This window comes from Dyadobacter sp. CY356, from assembly GCF_021440195.1.
Taxonomy (GTDB): Bacteria; Bacteroidota; Bacteroidia; order Cytophagales; family Spirosomataceae; genus Dyadobacter.
Genome location: NZ_JAJTSZ010000001.1, coordinates 1,122,581 through 1,141,265 on the forward strand (window position 1 = coordinate 1,122,581; position 18,685 = coordinate 1,141,265).

An 18,685-nucleotide genomic window follows, 5' to 3' on the forward strand; every position below is an offset into this window, starting at 1 on the left:
ATGAAAAAGATATTTTTGCTTACCTGTTTTGTTTTGCTGATCACGACGGCTTGCAACCGCGATTTTGACCAGCCCAATCCCAATAACCCAACGATTGCATCCTTTTGGAAAAGTGAAAGCGATGCTGTGAAAGGCATCAATGCAGTTTACAGTACGTTCCACCGGACAGCCACGCTGTATTCGCGGTTTTTGTTCTTTCACGGTATGCTACGCTCCGATGAAGGTTACGGCTCGGGTGGTGATATTACACTAAACAATATCATGAGCTTCAACCAGACCAACTTCAACGAAAGTCTGACGGCAGGGACCTGGCAAAATTTATTTATTGGCGTATTCAGGGCTAATCAGGTAATTGCCTATGTTCCGGGTATTGACATGGATGAAACTTTGAAGAACCGTATCTTGGGGGAAGCAAAGTTTCTGCGCGGTTTGTTTTATTTTAATCTGACCCTGTATTTCGGCCGTCCACCGCTTGTGCTGCAACCCAGCGAAGCCACAGACCGGCCTTCCAATGCTACAAATGCCGAAGCATGGGCTCAGGTTGAGAAAGATCTTATGGAAGCAGCTCCGTTATTGCCGCTGAGTTATACTGGTGATGATCTGGGCCGGGCTACGCGCGGCGCGGCGTTGGGTTTGCTTGGAAAAACATATATGCAGCAAAACAAATATCAACAGGCAGCCACCACGCTGGCCTGGTTTATTACCGGCGAAGGAAAAGGACTATACACGCTGAGGGCGAACTACCGGGATAATTTTACTGCATCGACTGAGAACAACAGCGAATCAGTTTTTGAAATACAATTCCGCTTTAATCCCAACGAAAGTACCGATGATGATGTGGACGAAACCAGGATCAACAACACAGGTACTTCGATTGCACAGTTTTATGCACCGCGTGGCGTGGGTTTTTCTGACGGCGCTGCCCGCCGCTGGCTGGTTGGAGAATTTGAGAAAGAAAATACTGCCCAGGGTGCCCGTGATCCAAGGCTTGCTGCAACGTTACTTTTTGATTCAACCGATGTACGGGGTCCGGAGTTTACGATGATATACGGACAAACTTTTGCCAGCCGTTATGGCACAACCGGGGGGGAAAGCAGCACAGTCTGGTTCAGAAAACAGTTGAACGACAGCGAGCCGGGAAGGACCGAAGAAGGGTTCCGATCGCCCAACAATCACCGGCTACTGCGTTATGCCGATATTTTATTGATGTATGCCGAAGCACTCAACGGCACCGGGCAAACGGCTCAGGCGTACCCATATGTAGATATGGTGCGAGCCCGTGCCGGCTTACCGGCCTTGTCGCAAACAAATCCTGGTATGACTCAGGCGCAGTTTCTGACGCAGATCAAACACGAACGTATTACCGAGCTGACCGGCGAGACCTGGCGGTTTGCAGATTTGCAGCGCTGGGGAGATCTGGGGCCGGAGCTGGCAGTAAGAGATCCGGAATTTACTAATTTTGTGAAAGGGAAAAACGAGTGGTACCCGATCCCGCAATCGGATATAGATCTGAACCCGAACCTGACACAAAATCCGGGGTACTAAACTTGAAATGATCTTTGGTGATTTTTAAATAATATTTATGTTATATAAAGCTTTGTTAAGGCAGGTCATTTTTTGGAGCGTATTATTACTGTTTATTGATGCGTCTTGTAAAAAACAAACCCAGTTACCCAGTCCGGGTGAGCAGCAGACCGCTACTTTCACCAATCCGCTGCTAAATGCTGCGCCTGATCCATATGTTTTTCAAAAAGATACAACCTACTATTATTTGCATACGCTTGGTAACAGGATCCAGATATGGAAAACCGGTAAGATGAGTAAATTAAAGGATGTGACACCTGTCACCGTTTTTAGCGCGCCAGCCACCGGTGGCAATTCCAGGGATATCTGGGCACCGGAGCTTTATTTTGTGAATGGAAAGTGGTATATCTATTATACTGGTTCTGATGGAAATGACCGCGAGCACAGACTTTGGGTACTGGAAAATGAAAACCCGGATCCTACGCAGGGCACCTGGACTGATAAGGGAAAACTCTCAACGCAGCCAGCAGACCTTTGGTCAATCGATGCGACGCTTTTTCAACACAATAACAGCCTTTATTTGATCTGGTCGGGAAGGCCGTTTGCCGGCGGGAGTACTGATTTGACGCAAAATCTGTACATATCAAAAATGAGCGATCCTTTTACGCTTACCGGGTCAACGGTACTGATTTCTTCGCCACAATTCGACTGGGAAAAACGCGGATTTGCGGTGAATGAAGGCCCTGAAATTCTGATAAGTCCAAACGGGAAAATACACCTGGTTTATTCTGCCAGCTACTGCGGAGACGACCGGTATTCGCTTGGATTGATGAACCTAAAAGATGGAAGCGATCCGGTGAGCGCAGCAAGCTGGACTAAAAGTGATGCGCCCGTTTTTACAGGACTTGCATCGGCAAATGCATATGGCGCGGGCCATAACAGTTTTTTTAAGTCCAGAGACGGAAAAGAAGACTGGATTATTTATCATGCAAATTCAGCGTCAGGGCAGGGCTGTGGCGATGCCAGAAATGTCAGAATGCAAAAATTCAGCTGGACAGCGGATGGTTTTCCTGTTTTTGGCGAGCCGGTCGCAACAGGGCAGGCGCTGGCTGTCCCTTCGGGTGAATAGCTTCGTTATATTTGACCTATAAAAACACGATAAAATTTATTCATGAAGAAATTGATTGTTGCCTTACTGGTTATAGTGGTTCATTTTGCCAACGCGCAGCGGGCAGTCATCCGCGGCGATTTTGCAGACCCATCTGTGATCAAAGTTGGAAAAACTTATTACTCCGCAGCAACGAGTTCCAACTGGGCACCGGCATTTCCCATCATGAAATCAAAAGATCTGAAAAACTGGAAGCAGACAGGAGCTATTTTTCCGGATCTTACCGCCTGGGCAGATTATTATTACTGGGCACCTGAGCTGAATTATGATAATGGCAAGGTCTATGTTTACTATACCGCGCACAAAAAAGGCGGTAATTTATGTGTGGGTGTAGCAAGCGCGGACAGCCCCGAAGGTCCTTTTAAAGACCATGGCCCACTGGTTTGTGAGGTAGACGGTTCCATTGATGGTTTTCCCATACGTGATGAGAATAACAAGCTGTTTTTGATCTGGAAAGAGGATGGAAACAGCATCGGCCAACCAACGCCGATCTGGATACAGGCGGTCAATGAAGAAAGAACCGCACTCACAGGCGAAAAAAAAGAGCTGTTCAGAAACGATACACCCTGGGAGGCCAATCTGGTGGAAGGCGTTTCGGTGATTAAAAATAACGGATACTTTTATGCGATCTATGCAGCGGCTGGCTGCTGCGGGCCAGGCTGTACCTACGCAACAGGCATCGCGCGATCGAAGAATTTAATGGGTCCATGGGAGAAATATTCTAAAAATCCGGTAATGAGCGCTCAGGGTGACTGGATGTGCCCCGGGCACGGAACAGCGGTTAAGTACAAGGGGGAAAACTACTTTATGTACCACGCTTATGAGAAGTCAACAAACAAGTATACCGGCCGTCAGGCGCTGATCCGCAAATTTGAATTTACAGATGATAACTGGCTTGTTTTCACAGATGAATATATTTCTTCCAAGACTATTAAAGCAGATTATTCTGTCACCGATAATTTTGACAAGGATAAACTCGATTTGCGATGGAACTGGTCGGTATTTAATAAACCAGTCATGGAGCTGAAAGACGGCAAAATTGCCATACGGCTTAAAGATGATAAGGAAACTTTTCTGGCCCAAAAAATTGACACTCCGAATTATGAGGCGACCGTTCAAATGATTCCTTCTGTTGGTGCAGCAAGCGGAGTGGCTTTAATTGGAGACGATAAAAATTTGATCTATGCTTCGGCAACCCGGGATAGTATCCTGGTTACGCTGGTCAAAGAAGGCGCAAGGAATGTTCTGGGGAAATTTGCAGCCGTCTCAGATGGCAAGAGTGTTCATTTAAAAATGAGCGTTAAAAAAAGTACCGATATCCATTTTCAGTATAGTCTGAACGGTTCTGATTTTATGCCTTTGCAAATTGGTAAACCAGACATCTCTTACCTGCCACCCTGGGACAGGGCCGTGCGGGCAGGGATTGTTGCTGTGGGTTCTAAGGGTAGTGAAGCGGTTATAGAGCGGTTTATTTTTAAAAATCAATAACACCTTCGAAGATGCAGTGTATCGGTCGCTAGGCCGGGGCCAGTCGTATCACATTCATATTTTTTTCCGTTTTTTATCCTGGTGCACCGTACAGGCACCAGCTTAATCTTAGGGGCTACCAGGTTTGTCGGCCTGCGAGATACCTCGCGTTTTGGCAATATTGACTTTAAGTTTTCAGTAAAAATGTAATTAATTGTTCTTTAAGTACAACCATTACCCATCGAAATGTGTCCTTTGAAAAACCAAACTTCCTTGATGATGAACGTTTTACTTAAAATTAAATCAGCCTTTTTCTTAATACTGGTTTTGTTTGTATTAACAAATTGCAAAAGCGAAGATCCGGTAGAAGAACCAGAAAAAGACGTTGTATGCGGCGTGTCAGATCCGGTCAATAATTTGAGATGGCTTAATAAGCTGTATAAAGAATTTTATGGAGGGCCACTAATAAATGGGATTGTTTTATATCAATACAATGACAGTCAGGTCATTGAAGTGCAGAGTGGTGTTTCAAGTTCTACGAATATACACCAATACTTCTGTGACGGAGTGAAGCTGGATCTGCTGGACCCTGTGAAATTCAAAGAATTTAGAGATAACCGAATAGAGATTAAAGTTTTGTACGGGACTAAATTGTGGTAGTTATCAAAAACGTTGATTCGTATTAAAATAACGGGAAGTAAATTCCTTCGTCAATCTGAATGTAATAGTTATGAAGAAGATCCGGATAATTGACAAAGACAAAAGTGACGGCTTAAAATTTATGGACGCTGGATTGTTATCTCTTCAATACGGCCCCCAAATTAAAAGGGAATCACTTATAATTCTGACGGCCAGGTTGGTATAAAATCCGAATAATTATTTTGTGATAACCGGATAATTCATTGCTGTTGGCGGCATACCAAACTTTTTCTTGAACGAATAGGAGAAGTGGGAAAGACTTTCAAAGCCCAGGTCCAGGTAAATGGCCGAGGGTTTTTGGTGTTTGGTTTCGATCAGGTGTTTCGCCTCAGTCAGCCGTTTGTCTTGCAGCCAGTGCCGGGGCGAAGTACCGAATGTCTTTTCAAAATCGCGTTTAAAAGCTGCCAGGCTGCGGCCTGTAAGCTGCGCAAATTTTTCAACAGGAATATTAAACTGAAAGTTACTGAGCATGAACTTTTCAAGATCAATCTTGAAAGGCGCTGAAAAATCGAATAAAAAGCTGCGAAGTTCAGGAACGGCAATAAGCAGTAATTTGACACATTCTTTCACTTTCAGAATGCCCATTTCATCTGTCATAGCCGCTCCTGAGCTGCGTGCATAAGGAACAATCGATTGGAAATATCCCTGAATGAATTCGTTTAACGGAATCAGCATATTGGGCCGGCCAATGTATTTCTGGTCGGCTTCAAGTTTTTCTTCCAACACGATCCTGCGCAGCAGCTGCTCCTGAAGTGATATAACAATTGTTTCATAATGCCCTTCCGCCGCGGGTGTTTTGGTGAGCGTACCCAACTGATTTTTGCCAATCAGCAGTAATTCTCCTTTGCCCATCGATAGACTTTGCCCGGAGGTTTCCATGATTAACTGGCCTGAAACCTGCATGATCAGCGTGTGGTGGTTCCACAAGCATACTTTTTCTTTCCGCTCAGTGGAAAGATATGAATAGAAAATTACCCCGGGAAGTATCTCTGCTGGACTGGTCATTTATCGTTCTAAGTAGGTACTGCCAAGTATAGTGCCTATTGCAAAAGTAGTGTTTAAAGTGTTTATTTCTTCCGCAGTAAATACAATATCCATCGCTTCAATGTTTTCGGGCAAACGAGACCTGCGGCTCATGCTGACAAGTGGCATGATATAATCGCCCTGCTGTTTGACCCAGGCAATTGCAATCTGCGTCGGACTATAACCTTTTTCTCTGGCGATCTGTTTTAAGACTTCTACTTTTATCAGGTTTTTAGTAAGATTTCCACCTTGAAACCGGGAGAAGTGGCTTCGGTAATCGTTTTCTGTGATTGGAGCCTTCATATCACCTGTCAACAGGCCCTCGGCGGTATTGGCAAAGGCCACCACGCTGATACCTAACTGCCTGGCTGCCGGCAGCAGTTCAGTCTCTATTTGACGGTCAGCGAGCGAATAGCCGATTTCCAGTGCGCTTACCGGGTATATGCTGTGGGCTTTACGAAGCTGTTCAGCCGTAATTTCAGATACACCGATATAGCGCACTTTACCTTCCTTTATCAGATCAGCAACCGTTCCGATGATATCTTCCACCGGCACACTGCCATCCATCCGGCTGGGCTGATAAAGGTCAATGGTTTCTATACCCAGACGGGTCAGAGAGTAGTTTATAAAATTCTTGATGGCAACCGGTCGCAGATCCATTCCCAGCGGCTGACCGTTGTGAAAAATGGCGCCGAATTTCACGCTGATGAAGGCATCATCCCGCCTTCCTTTAATTGCTTTGCCTATCAGCATTTCATTATGTCCGGCGCCGTAAAAATCTCCGGTATTCAATAAATTAATACCGCAATCCAGCGCTTTGTGAATCGTGGCAATACTTTCTGTTTCGTCAGGTGTAGCACCGCCCCAGATCGAAGACATACGCATGCAGCCCAAACCAAGTTTTGATACAAGCGGGCCATTGTGTCCGAGTTGAATTTTTGTGATATTTTTCATACCACAAAGATCGAGCTTGAGAGCGCCTGGCACTTTCTTGTACGGCTCAAATATTTTACCTGTAAGGCTCATTTGAAGTTCAGGTGCGCAGCAAATGGTTTTTTAAGTGAAAATTCCAGGCTTATGTTAAAATGCTCTTTTCAGGAAAATAGCATATGCTGTTGAATACGGACAATTTAAATATTTATAAGAATTCCAACTATTTTCACATCAGCGGGTCTTGGTTTTAAATCATTTAGACCACATTAGCTATGAGACTTTTTATCAGGGCATCTTTTTATTTTCTTTTAATTTTTGCTTTCTCCTGTAAAAAAGTAAAGTTGAAGCGGATGCGGATTGTGGGTGTGACGGATCAACCTACCTTGCCATTGAAAATCTGCAAGCCAGATATGCTGGTAACGGCTTTTTTGTTATTAATAAAACCGATACAAATGGTAAGCCCACATATGGATCAGCTTGTGATTCAGATAGTACCTGGATTGTAAGTACTGATGAAAAAATCTGGAATTATACGATTTCAGGTAATCTAAAAACCAGATGCCCAGGTGCCAATGAGGAGTATGAACTGACTGCTCCTGGTGGCCTGCTTCAAATTACATTAATTGTAAAAAATTGACCAGAACTGGATATTTTGCCGGAAGAGAGTATGCAGTTGAAGAAAGTTTTGCTTATATTGTTCATTAAAAATCAGAAGCCACATGATACTAAAAAACCTGATAGCCCTTTGTGTCATTGTTCTTCTGTTACAGAGCTGTAAGAAAGAGAACGCAGTCATAACGCCTGACGAAAAAACTTTCCCGGTTGATCCGCAGTTTGAGCAATATTTGTATGATATAGGTGCTGATCTGCACCTTAATGGTTCAATGCGGTATTCTGATATTCAAAAAATTGACAGTCTTAATTTAAACCATATTTACAGTATAAAGAGCCTTAAAGGAATTGAGCATTTTGAGAATCTGAGGTCGTTGGTGATTTTCGATCTCAAACTTGATTCTTTGGATTTAAGTAAAAATACCAAACTTCAGTATTTGAGCTGCATCACTATTGATGCAGAGCAAGAAGGGCGTTCTTTGACTTTTCTGAACATTAAGAACTGCCGTGCACTGACTTATTTAAATTGTTCATCCAATCTGATTTCTGGGATTGATCTGAGCCAAAATCCTGCATTGCGGGAACTTCGCTGTGGCGACAATCCTAATCTAAAAGCGCTTGATCTATCCGCAAATACAGCATTAGAGATATTGTATTGTGGTTTTACAGAAAACCTCTCCTCGCTCGATCTTAGTAAGAACTTGAATCTTCATACCGTTTCTTTTCCAGCCACCGGAGTCAATGATCTGGATATGCGAATGCTGGCCGGGTTGAAGGTTCTCAACTGCGGTGCTACGGGCATTTCCGCTTTAAAACTTAAAGCGCCTGAAAGTCTTGAGCAACTCAATATTGCTGAATCAAAAATCACCACAGTTAATTTTAACGATTTTCCCAAACTTGAGTCGCTTGCCCTTGGCTCTAACCTGACTAGTTTTGATCTTAAACCTTTGCGTGCTTTGAAAGTTTTAGATTGTTACAGGGTTACTGCTCCAACGCTGGATCTATCAGCAAATTTAAACCTTGATCAACTTTCAATTCGACTGTCGGCCTTTAAAAGTTTAGATCTTAGCCGTAACACGATGTTGCAAAGTATATTTGTTTTTGAATCAGCTAATCTGGCATCACTTGATTTAAGAAATCTTGTAAAACTCAGTTCTTTCGGCAGCACCTACAACGATAATTTAAAAACCATTTGTGTGAATTCCATCCCTGATCCCGCCAATTTAAAATGGTTTAAAGATGACTGGACATCCTTTGTGGTTTGTAAGTAAAAAAACAAAAAATGCAAATTATGGTTTTAGTAAGACAAAGATCAACCTTGAACAGACCTGCCATTTCTTCTACATAAACAAAGCATCTTTATTAAATAATCAATGCAGAAAACCTGCTCATATCCAACTATCACATAAAAACCAGTCTCGCAAATTCTTAAAATGAACAATCCGTTATTGATTGGTATGACTTGCGGTGCAGTATTCTTGCTGGCCTTTTTACTGATCGAACCACCCGGACACAAAAACTTAACTGCCAACCGCTGGTTAGCGGTTTTTGCCGCGACCTTGGGCTGTGCCATGCTCGAAATTTTCCTTCACACACTTGGTTTACAAAATTCGCAGCGGGTGCTTATGGACATGGCAGAAGTGACACGTTTTATTTCGGCGCCTGCTTTATATCTCAGTATTGTCAGTTTCGTTACACCTGCAAAACGGTTTAAATTCCTTGAACTTTTACACTTGTTGCCTTTTGTGATTTTTCTGCTTTTTATGATGCCGCACATGATGACCGGCCAAAATATGCAGATCGCTCCGTGGGCTGCTTATGTGGTCTTTAAAATTTTCTTTTTGACACTACCGGTGCAGACCGTTGTTTACTGGACATTAAGCTTTTTGAAATTAAAGGCGCACCGCCGCAACATCCGCAAGGTGGTTTCATCAACCGGGGCCGTAGATCTGCAATGGCTGCAAAATTTTCTGTGGGTTTTGGCCGGTGTGATTTTTCTTTGGTTAAATCTGGCGCTTTTCGAAATTCCCGTTCTACGTGAGATCACGCCCTGGCTTTATCTTCTATCGGCTTACTTTTTGTCTTTCTTTGCCCTCAGACAGGGAGAAGTTTATTCGTTTTCAAAAGCCAGTCGTATGGAAATACAATCACTGATTCTGGAAACACCTGAAAGACCAGTCAGACAACAACGAGTAAATGCAGATGAGCTCGAAGATCTCAAAAACCGGCTTGAAAATTTGATGGATACCAAAAAGCCCTACCTGGATTCTACACTTTCTCTGCCTTTGCTGGCAGAACATATCGGGATTTCGGTGCACGAGCTTTCCTATCTGATCAACGAAGCGTACAAGGAAAACTTTTTTTCATTCGTAAACCGGTACCGCATCGAAGAGTCCAAACGACTTCTGCTGTCCGGCGCATTTGAAAGGTTAAATATTCTGGGGGTAGCGTATGAGTCAGGATTTAATTCCAAAACGACTTTTAATACAACATTCAAAAAACGGATGGGCTTGTCGCCTACTGAATTTGTGAAGGCGGAGGGCAATAATCTGCAAAAGAAGGACTAAAAGGTGTTCGATCGGATACATCCGAACGCATCGTAAAATGTGTTGAGCAACCTTTGAGCATACAAAATCCAACAATTCGTATGCTTAGTCTCAACTACAAATCATTTACTCTCTTGTTTGCCCTTATATATTTTATGGGCTCGTTATCTTGTAAAGGGCAGCAGAATCCGGTGCCGCATACTGTTCAGGAGCTAATCACCCGGCTAAATTCAGAAATGCAAAAACAGCATATTGCCGGCATGATGCTCTCGGTCGTCACCCGTGATTCGGTCTTGTACTGCGGAGGTATCCATTACGCGAATGTGAAGAAACGCGAGCCTGTTTCCGCCCATCATCTTTTCAGACAGGCATCGATCACCAAACAATTTGTCGCACTCGGAATGCTTAAATTGATAAGTAACGGAAAAGTCACCCTGCAAAGCCGTTTAAAAGATATTGCTCCCGAGATTCCATTTCAAAATTCCTGGGAGTCTGTTGCGCCTGTAACCGTGGAGCAGCTTTTGGAACACAGCACCGGCTTTGCTGATAAATCACCTTTTGAGGAATATAATTTTTCCGAAAGAACATTTCCAGGGATTACGGGCATTATGATTTTTGAAAAATTCATGATCTGCCGGTGGAAACCCGGCCAGCGGCATAGTTATTCCGGTGTTAACTACGCCATCCTTGCTTATCTGATTGAAAAATTATCAGGGCAAACACTTGATGGTTATTTACGGGACAATATTTTTACGCCGCTGGGCATGCAGGATGCAAATGTGGATCTGGCAGGAAAGGCTTCCGGTATGTATGCCCAGGGATATGTATGGCGGGAAGGAAGTTATCAGCCCGTTGCACACCAACCCCAATATAATGCCGGATATGGATCTTTGAATGCATCGGCTGATGATTTCGCTCATGCGTTAAAAGCATATCTGAACGAATGGAAGACCGGCTCGGGTCAGTTTCTGTCGGCCCGGATTCTTGAACAATCCGAAACTCCGGACAGCTACCTTTCGGCAAAAGCAGGCTTGAAAAATACCTATGGTTCGGGAAATGAAGGATATGTCTTCGACGGGCATATTTTCAGAGGGCACCGCGGAGCGATCGGCGGTTTCTTGTCTGCTTTTTTATACGACCGTCACGCTGGCGTTGGTTATGCTTTTAGTATAAATACCCATAATGAAGAATTTTATGGTTATGCTGATGCATTGATCCGGTCCTTTTTAATACAGCACTTGCCCAAATCAATTCCATCCAGGTCATATCCAGTTTCAGCACGCGAAATAAAACCCTACGCCGGCTATTACCGTCTTTCAAATCCCGGCCAGCTGTATACTGGTTTTCTTGAAGCAATTCAGAATACCTTCCGCCTTGATGCGGCCGGCGGGCACTTGAATTTGCATATGCTGCTGGGTGGAGTGATGCATTTTTCTCAGGCCGGCAGCTCATCCTTGCAATTCAAAAATGATAACGCGTATTTTGCCCATGCAGCACTGCTTCGAAATAATGAGAATGAACCCGTTTTTGTCGATCAAACACTTTATTTCACGCGGGTTTCAGCCTTTCAGGCCTGGGCTCCATTGGTTTTATTTGCAGGTAGCGTAATATTTTTATTGAGCAGCATTGTTTTCGGATTAGTCAGTTTAGTCCTTTTTTACTGGAAAAAATGGCCATTGCCATTACTATTGCTCAGACTTTCACCGGCAGTGGCTGCCCTTTGTATTTTGGTCGTAGTCACCACCGGATTGCAGCTTGTTGAGCGAATGAAGGCTGGTCTGCCCATGGATGGTGCGCGTTTTTTATGGATAGCCGGTATGTCTGGCTTTGCACTTTTCGCGGTGGTAACGATAACTCTTTTGATTATGAACTGGCGGCATTTGCGCCCGCTGATTCTGAAAACTTACCTGGTATTGGTCTTCATGAGCTACGTGTATTTATTTGTAATTTTTGTATCTAATCATTGGTACACAATAGTCTGATATTAAAAGGGTTTAGACCAAACCAGAATCTGACATAATCTAAAATTTGAAAGTAATTAAAGGTTTGAATAGAACGGCAGATAAAAACATGGCCTGCAAAACGATTTTGCAGGCCATGTTTTTGTAAATGAAAACCGGTTAGTTATATCCCGGATTCTGTTTCAGCTTGGCTACGCCACCAACAACACTCATATCGATCTGGTATTGAGGAATAGGGTAGTAGACGTTTTTACTATTGGTAAATCTGGCCCCGTTTAAATCGGTGGTGATTTTAGATTCGTAAGAGAAAAAACCATTTAATTTCTGATCGGCTATTCCCCAGCGTACCAGATCAAAGAAGCGGTGGCCTTCCATGGCCAGCTCGATGCCTCTTTCAAAATAAATCGCTTTCAAAGCATAGTCCTTGCCGCTGGCCGTAAATTTGCCAGCCGGATATGTTTTGATGGAATAATTTGCTGCGGGTTTGTCCGAAAATCCTGCCATTGGATCAGCTTCGTCCAAATATTGGTAAAGCCAGCCTGATGGTTTTGCCGCTCTTGCCCTTACCAGATTGACATAATCCTCTGCCTTTTGAAGGCTTCCTGCGTTTGTTTCGGCTTCGGCTGCCATCAGTAAGACATCTGCAAAACGGATCACCAGCACATTAATCGCATTGCCTGGTGCCCACGAGCTTAGATCTGCATAAATATCCTGATTTTTCTGTCTGTGAATATTCTTTTTAGGCGCGTAAGGTCCCGCGTAAGCCTGGTCTCTGACCCAGTCCATTCCTGGAAAAAGTCCCCAGTCATGATAAGGAATGTCCCTTCGGCCAACAGTCCAGTCCAGACGCGGATCAAGTGTTCCTGCGTCAGGCGTGAAAGGTGCAGAAGAGGTAAGGCCCATATCATTTTTTACAGGGCTGCTGTTGGGGTCATCCAATAGTGGAAGCCCGTTAGCATCTGTGCGGTAGGAATTTACCAGCGCTTGTGATGGCTGATAAAATCCGCAGCAGCTGAAAGGGGCTCCGGTTCCATAAGGGAAATTCAGCATACCGCCACCATTGGCATTGGTAATATCCAGGGTGCCATCGTTTGCTACCATTTGAATGGCAAATACAGATTCTGCATTGTTCTTGGTCGCCGCATCAAAATTATCCTTAAAATCTACCAGGCTGTATTTCAATCCGTTTGAAGTCACACCACTTGAAATCACATCTGTAAAAACGGGAATAGCCTCGGCAAATTTCTTTTGGTACAGATACGTTTTGCCAAGGTATGCGCCAGCGGCCCACTTATTAACCCGGCCAACCTGCGATTGTGTAGCGGGCAGATTCTCATAGGCAAATTTCAGATCTGTCTCAATCATAGGCCAGATGTCAACATCATTAGGCTGATTGAAGTCTGTCGTTTTCTCATCGATCCAGGGAACCATGTTCCACATTTTTTTCAGTTCAAAATAATAATGTCCACGAAGAAACCGTGCCTGTGCTTCAATCGGCGCTTTTTCTGATTCGGGCAGATCTTTTACAAGCGTCAAAACCCTTAAAACCGTGTTCGCCCGGGTAACACCTTCATACAAAGCTTTCCATTTGGTATTAAAAAAACCATTGTCGGCACCCGAGGTGAAGGTTGCAATCGCAGCAATAGGCGTCTGATCGCCACCGTCACTTCCTTTGTGCGCATCACCAGCAGCCACTGCGCCATAGATCCAGTTGTCCGGAGCCGATTCCCAGCCGTTGCCACCGGTGAAATCGCCCTGACCGTCCAGAGCGGCATATGCACCGGTGAGCAGCGCATCAAGTCCTTTTGCGTTTGCCAAAACATCATCGCCCAAAGCTCCCTGAACGGGCTTGTCCAGAAAATCATCCTGGCAGGCCTGCAAGAAAAGCAGTGAAACGATCAAACAAAGCGTGGCTATATAGTTGAATATCTTTTTCATATCTGTCGCGCTGTTCAAATTAAAAAGTTAGATTGATACCCACTGTATACTGGCGTGAGGAAGGGTAAGAACCTTCGTCCAGACCAATCACAGTCTGGCTGTTATCGCTGTTTCTGCTGATTTCAGGGTCAAGTCCGGAGTAACCTGTGATGGTAAATAAATTGGTCGCCTGTAAATAAAGACGCAGCTGCTGCACCTTGATCTTTTTTAACAGTCCCGGAGCAAATGTGTAGCCGATCTGTACGTTTTTTGCACGCAGATAAGAACCGTCCTCGATAAAATAAGAGTTGGGAACGTTGATCGTGCTGAATGAGCTGGCATTTTCCTGGATAGGCGCCTTCGCATTATGATTTTCCGGCGTCCATGAATTGTATAAGGCAGTTTTACTTTTTGCTCCTGAGCGTGAAGAGTTAAAATCGGTCCACCAAAGTGTCTGGTTCCATACTTCATTACCCTGAACGCCATAAAGGAACATGCTGAAATCAAAGTTTTTGTAATTAAATGCAAGATTTAAACCGTAACTAAAATCGGGATTCGGATTACCCAGCATGGTTCTGTCGGCAGAAGAAATCAAGCCATCACCATTGGTGTTCGCATACCGGAAGCGGCCCAGGGCAGCTCCTTCCTGATAAACCGCATCCGGGTTTCCGGTTTGTTTGACAGCAGTCGCATTGGCCTGATCGATCTCTTCCTGCGAGTTCCAGAACCCGGCAATCTTATATCCGAAAAACTGGCCAATCGAGTTTCCAACCTGGTTTCTAACGATTGAAGCCCCGTCAAATCCACGGCCTTCCAGATCAAAGTAATTGGCGCTGTTGGTGACTTTTAAAATTTTATTATTGTAGGTTGTAAAGGTCAGCGTTGCATTCAGTTTCAGGTCTTTGGCCAGATCAAATCTTGAATTGACCTGGAGATCAATTCCCTTGTTTTTCATTTGACCAATGTTGACAAATGGAACTGTTCCTCCTCCGGCAGTTCCTATCAAAGATGGGTTGAAAAGAAGATCTTTCACTTCCTTGATGTAATAATCAGCAATGATGTCAAGTTTTCCTTTAAAGAAAGTTGCGTCAACACCAATGTTGGTACTTACATTTTTCTCCCAGACAGCATCCGGATTTCCGATCTGTGATTTTTCAAAACCTTCCAGAGCACCCGAACCACCAGTCCCGTTAAGATCATAATAGGAACTGCGGCGGTTGGAGCCGTAGGTTGTAAACGCATTTGCAGATCCTACGTTGATCTGGTTTCCCATCACACCATAGTTGACGCGCAATTTCAGATCATCCAGCCAGCTGATTCCTTTCATAAAATTTTCCTGGGAAATCCGCCATCCTGCGCTGACAGCCGGAAACGTGCCATATCTTTTGTTAATGAACTTTGAGGATCCGTCCCGGCGGATAACAGCACCGAACAGATATTTATCAGCATAGATATAATCCACCCGGCTCAAAAGCGAGTAGAGCGCATCACCCGAGCGGCTGCTTTTGTTACTTCTCGTACCCGAACCTGTTGAAAGGTTCATATAATTTGGGTCGAAAGAGAAATAGCCCTGCGTGCTGCCACCCACATCATAGCCTTTGCTATCATAACTTTCAGTACCTGCAACGACTGTCAGCTCATGTTTGCCCATGGTTTTGTGAAAAGTCACAAGATTAGACCAGGTCCAGTTGTAGCCTGAGTAGGCTTCTTCGGTGTACGTGTTAGTATTGCTGTTTTCTTTGTTTTCGTAGGTTGGAAAATCAAAGTTTTGTGATCTTCCCGAATAATTCTCGCCCCCAAAACTGGAACGGAAAGTAAAGTATTTAAAAAGGTCGAATTCTGCGAAAACATTTCCAAAAAGTCTGTTGCTTAATCCTTTGTTATAGCGTGTACGTTCACGCATCGCAACCGGATTAAAAGCATCACCCATGCCGGAAGCACGGCTGCCCGCATAGTTTCCCATAATGTCATGAACCGGAACGATGGGCTGCATTCTAAATGAAAACCCGATGGCTGAACCTCCATCCGATAAAGTACTTCTTGGGTTATCACTGATCGAGTAGGCCAGGTTTTCACCCACTCTGATGTGTTTGCCGATATTATACTGACTATTCGAGCGGATCGTATACCGTTTAAGGTAGGTGTTGGTAAGGGCGCCCTGCTGATTGAAATAATTCAAAGAGAAAAGGTAATTTCCCTGATCACTTCCGCCACTCAGTGAAATATTATGACTTGTAGAGGGCGCTTTTTTAAAGATCTCGTGAAACCAGTCGGTCCCTGCTTTATTGGCTTTTACAATCTGGTTGAAAGTATTAAAATCATCAACCGAGGTGTAGTTGGGATTGACATAATAAAGTGACGGGTCTGTGGCCGGATCGCCTTCCTTGGCGCCAGTCGGCAGGATGTAGTCAGGCAGTACGGGCGTAGCGCCATAACCATACTGGTCATCACCCACAGCCAGACCTGAATTTTTTTGCACGTTAAATTTAAGCTGGGCTTGTTCCTGAGGCGAAAGCGTATTCCAGACATTACCACCCGGAGGGGTTTGCATGCCGTAATATGCCGTATAATTTACCTTGACTTTATCTTTTCCTTTTTTGGTTGTAATGATGATCACGCCATTTGCCGCCCGCGAGCCATAGATTGATGCAGAACCTGCATCTTTGAGAACCTGCATCGAGCCAATGTCATTTGGGTTTAAATCCGAAATGGATGTTGTCGGAACGCCATCGACCACATACAAAGGCGCATTGTTTCCAAAAGTGTTAATTCCGCGGATCCTGATTTGAGGAGATTCGCCAGGCTGGCCGGAACCTAGAATGGTTACCCCCGAGGCGCGCCCCTGAAGCTGACTTGTCACTGTTCCGCTTGGCGTCTGGTTCAGCTGCTCTACATCAACGACGGAAACTGCGCCGATCAAATCTTTTTTTCGCTGTGAGCTGTAACCCGTCACGACCAGTTCTGACAGTGTGGAAACGTCAGGTTTCAAAACAATATCGACAACACCACGTGATCCGACCATTACTTCCTGGCCCATAAAACCTATGAAGCTGAAAATAAGGATCGACTCGTCGCCCGGGACATTGATCTGGTAATTACCATCCACATCAGTCATGGTACCTTCGTTGGAGCCTTTCAAACGGATGGCCACCGAAGGCAGCGATTCTCCCTTTTCATCCGTGACCCTGCCTTTTACCAGCCTGAGGTTAACCTGAGAGGAAAGGTCTTTGGCCTGCTGAATCATTTCAGCTTTGGTCTTCTGGGTGATACCGATCATGTTGCCAACTTGCTTGAATTCCAGTGAAGTTTGCTTTTCAATGAGCTTCAATATATCATCCAGCGGCAGTCCGACGGCATAAAGCGTGATCTGGGGCGTGTTTCGGATCAGTTTTTCATCAAATGCAAAGGTAACATGGGTTTGCTGCTCTATCTGGCGGAGCACATTTTTGACCCTTGTCTGACGTACATCCATATGCACGTGCTGGGCTTCACTGGGACTGGCCGCCAGTAATGCCGCAGTCAATAGGTTAATGCCTAAAATTAGCGTAGAAATGCGCATACATTTTTTCAATAAGGGGAGTCCCTTACGGTAATAATTCACCATATTTGTCTGATGTTTAATGGTTAAACGCTTAAACGTTACCCTTTCTGACTGTTGATGGTTCGAAGCATTGCACAGCAGAAGAGGCTATTTATTCCGGGGACATTTGCCGTGTTCCCGGTTTTTTTATGAGCAGTATCTTCCTTGAAAACCTGCCTGATCTTTTGCTGTCTATCTGATTACAATGGTGCTGTCGTTTAGTTGTGAATAGTTAAATTTCTTTGAAAAGCTCAGCACTTTCAGCACATCGGGTAAGGGCTGATTGTCCAGCGTAAGCGATATTTTTTCTTGTGCAAGTACTTGATTTTCAACGACGATGTGCTGGTTGTATTTTCTTTCCAGCGCGCGGAAAACTTCTGAAAGCAGCTCATCTTCCAGCACCGTGCGGTTATCTTTCCAGGGCGCAATGGCCGGTGGACTTATTTCATTGATTTTGATTTCTAATTTTTCATGCTGAACCACAATCTGTTTGTCAGGAAGTAGCATGATGGCAGGTTTTCCGGGTTGATTATGCAAAGTCACACCTACTTTTCCGGATTTTACGGTAACCTTCGACTGCTGATCGTTATCATAAGCTTTCACATCAAACGAAGTACCCAGCACAGTCACATCCAGCTTTTTTGTTCTGACCACAAATGGCCGTTTGGATTCATGTACCACATCAAAAAATGCCTGGCCATTGAGCAGATGGATCTCCCGAAGATTCGGTGGAAATGTTTTTGCGAACCTGACAGTTGATCCTGAATTAAGCCATAGTTTGGACCCATCCGATAGTTGGATAGAGATCGTCTGGCCAAAGGGGGCATGTACGAGCTGCATGGAATCTTCCAGGTCGGGCTTTTTTCTCAGAAAAATCAGCATGAGAATTAAAACGGCTGCCGCAGAAACTGCCCAAAGCAGGGGTCTTCTGAATACACTGCGCTGGACCACAGGTTGCTGAATCTCGTTTTTGGATATGCGCTCTTTTAACTTGCCAAAAATGTTTTGCTTTAACTGTTCAGGAGTCTTATAGCTGTCAGAAAAAACCTGTTCGGCCTGATCTGAGGAAGTGATGCTGTCATACCAGCTGTGCAGGAGCTGTTTTTCCTCCTGGCTGGCGGTTCCATCCAGAAACTTTTGTGCCAATATTTTTAGATACTCCTGATTCATGCTTACCTGGGATTGATCCTCTGTTAAGCGTAGAGTATAGAAGTAAGTAAAACCCCTTAGTTGAAGTGAAAAATTTTTTAATTAT

Annotated in this window: 12 protein-coding genes; 7 read left to right on the forward strand and 5 right to left on the reverse strand. The window is 44.4% G+C overall.

Annotated features, from left to right (window positions below; all coding sequences use genetic code 11):
- From LXL81_RS04710 to LXL81_RS04725, 4 genes are all read left to right on the forward strand, one after another.
- Nucleotides 1–1,545 (forward strand): RagB/SusD family nutrient uptake outer membrane protein, encoded by a 1,545-nt coding sequence (locus LXL81_RS04710; RefSeq protein WP_234645552.1) that lies wholly within the window; start codon nucleotides 1–3, stop codon nucleotides 1,543–1,545.
- A 37-nt stretch (nucleotides 1,546–1,582) separates the two neighbouring features.
- Nucleotides 1,583–2,653, forward strand: coding sequence for a family 43 glycosylhydrolase (locus LXL81_RS04715; protein ID WP_234645553.1), 1,071 nt, complete (start codon nucleotides 1,583–1,585; stop codon nucleotides 2,651–2,653).
- 42 nt (nucleotides 2,654–2,695) lie between these two features.
- Nucleotides 2,696–4,180 carry a family 43 glycosylhydrolase gene (locus LXL81_RS04720; protein WP_234645554.1) on the forward strand — a complete coding sequence of 495 codons (1,485 nt, stop codon included), beginning with the start codon at nucleotides 2,696–2,698 and terminating at the stop codon, nucleotides 4,178–4,180.
- Between the two features lie 255 nt (nucleotides 4,181–4,435).
- Nucleotides 4,436–4,819 carry a hypothetical protein gene (locus tag LXL81_RS04725; protein ID WP_234645555.1) on the forward strand — a complete coding sequence of 128 codons (384 nt, stop codon included), beginning with the start codon at nucleotides 4,436–4,438 and terminating at the stop codon, nucleotides 4,817–4,819.
- Between the two features lie 216 nt (nucleotides 4,820–5,035).
- Here LXL81_RS04725 and LXL81_RS04730 read toward each other — a convergent pair whose 3' ends face one another.
- On the reverse strand, nucleotides 5,036–5,863 hold the full coding sequence (locus LXL81_RS04730) for an AraC family transcriptional regulator (RefSeq protein WP_234645556.1): 828 nt from the start codon (nucleotides 5,861–5,863) through the stop codon (nucleotides 5,036–5,038).
- Nucleotides 5,864–6,835, reverse strand: coding sequence for an aldo/keto reductase (locus tag LXL81_RS04735; protein ID WP_234645557.1), 972 nt, complete (start codon nucleotides 6,833–6,835; stop codon nucleotides 5,864–5,866).
- A gap of 995 nt (nucleotides 6,836–7,830) precedes the next feature.
- On the opposite strand from LXL81_RS04735, the gene LXL81_RS04740 reads away from it, so the two are divergent.
- The 3 genes from LXL81_RS04740 (at nucleotide 7,831) to LXL81_RS04750 (ending at nucleotide 11,954) form a co-directional block, all read left to right on the forward strand.
- Nucleotides 7,831–8,697, forward strand: coding sequence for a hypothetical protein (locus LXL81_RS04740; RefSeq protein WP_234645558.1), 867 nt, complete (start codon nucleotides 7,831–7,833; stop codon nucleotides 8,695–8,697).
- Nucleotides 8,698–8,859: 162 nt separating this feature from the next.
- Complete coding sequence (locus tag LXL81_RS04745; RefSeq protein WP_234645559.1) at nucleotides 8,860–9,993, forward strand: AraC family transcriptional regulator; 1,134 nt, start codon at nucleotides 8,860–8,862, stop codon at nucleotides 9,991–9,993.
- A gap of 215 nt (nucleotides 9,994–10,208) precedes the next feature.
- Nucleotides 10,209–11,954 (forward strand): serine hydrolase, encoded by a 1,746-nt coding sequence (locus tag LXL81_RS04750; RefSeq protein WP_234645560.1) that lies wholly within the window; start codon nucleotides 10,209–10,211, stop codon nucleotides 11,952–11,954.
- Nucleotides 11,955–12,092: 138 nt separating this feature from the next.
- On the opposite strand, the gene LXL81_RS04755 is transcribed toward LXL81_RS04750, so the two are convergent.
- The 3 genes from LXL81_RS04755 to LXL81_RS04765 all read right to left on the reverse strand — a co-directional run bounded on the left by LXL81_RS04755 (nucleotide 12,093) and on the right by LXL81_RS04765 (nucleotide 18,600).
- On the reverse strand, nucleotides 12,093–13,871 hold the full coding sequence (locus LXL81_RS04755; protein ID WP_234645561.1) for a RagB/SusD family nutrient uptake outer membrane protein: 1,779 nt from the start codon (nucleotides 13,869–13,871) through the stop codon (nucleotides 12,093–12,095).
- A 19-nt stretch (nucleotides 13,872–13,890) separates the two neighbouring features.
- Nucleotides 13,891–17,454 carry a TonB-dependent receptor gene (locus LXL81_RS04760; protein WP_234645562.1) on the reverse strand — a complete coding sequence of 1,188 codons (3,564 nt, stop codon included), beginning with the start codon at nucleotides 17,452–17,454 and terminating at the stop codon, nucleotides 13,891–13,893.
- 168 nt (nucleotides 17,455–17,622) lie between these two features.
- A complete protein-coding gene (locus LXL81_RS04765) occupies nucleotides 17,623–18,600 on the reverse strand; it encodes a FecR family protein (protein ID WP_234645563.1) in 978 nt (325 codons plus the stop codon).
- Nucleotides 18,601–18,685 lie beyond the last annotated feature (85 nt).

Coding starts and splice junctions, on each gene's coding strand:
- LXL81_RS04710 (WP_234645552.1), top strand. CDS start 1: ATGAAAAAGATATTTTTGCTTACCTGTTTTGTTTTGCTGATCACGACG.
- LXL81_RS04715 (WP_234645553.1), top strand. CDS start 1,583: ATGTTATATAAAGCTTTGTTAAGGCAGGTCATTTTTTGGAGCGTATTA.
- LXL81_RS04720 (WP_234645554.1), top strand. CDS start 2,696: ATGAAGAAATTGATTGTTGCCTTACTGGTTATAGTGGTTCATTTTGCC.
- LXL81_RS04725 (WP_234645555.1), top strand. CDS start 4,436: ATGATGAACGTTTTACTTAAAATTAAATCAGCCTTTTTCTTAATACTG.
- LXL81_RS04730 (WP_234645556.1), bottom strand. CDS start 5,863: ATGACCAGTCCAGCAGAGATACTTCCCGGGGTAATTTTCTATTCATAT.
- LXL81_RS04735 (WP_234645557.1), bottom strand. CDS start 6,835: ATGAAAAATATCACAAAAATTCAACTCGGACACAATGGCCCGCTTGTA.
- LXL81_RS04745 (WP_234645559.1), top strand. CDS start 8,860: ATGAACAATCCGTTATTGATTGGTATGACTTGCGGTGCAGTATTCTTG.
- LXL81_RS04750 (WP_234645560.1), top strand. CDS start 10,209: ATGCAAAAACAGCATATTGCCGGCATGATGCTCTCGGTCGTCACCCGT.
- LXL81_RS04755 (WP_234645561.1), bottom strand. CDS start 13,871: ATGAAAAAGATATTCAACTATATAGCCACGCTTTGTTTGATCGTTTCA.
- LXL81_RS04760 (WP_234645562.1), bottom strand. CDS start 17,454: ATGGTGAATTATTACCGTAAGGGACTCCCCTTATTGAAAAAATGTATG.
- LXL81_RS04765 (WP_234645563.1), bottom strand. CDS start 18,600: ATGAATCAGGAGTATCTAAAAATATTGGCACAAAAGTTTCTGGATGGA.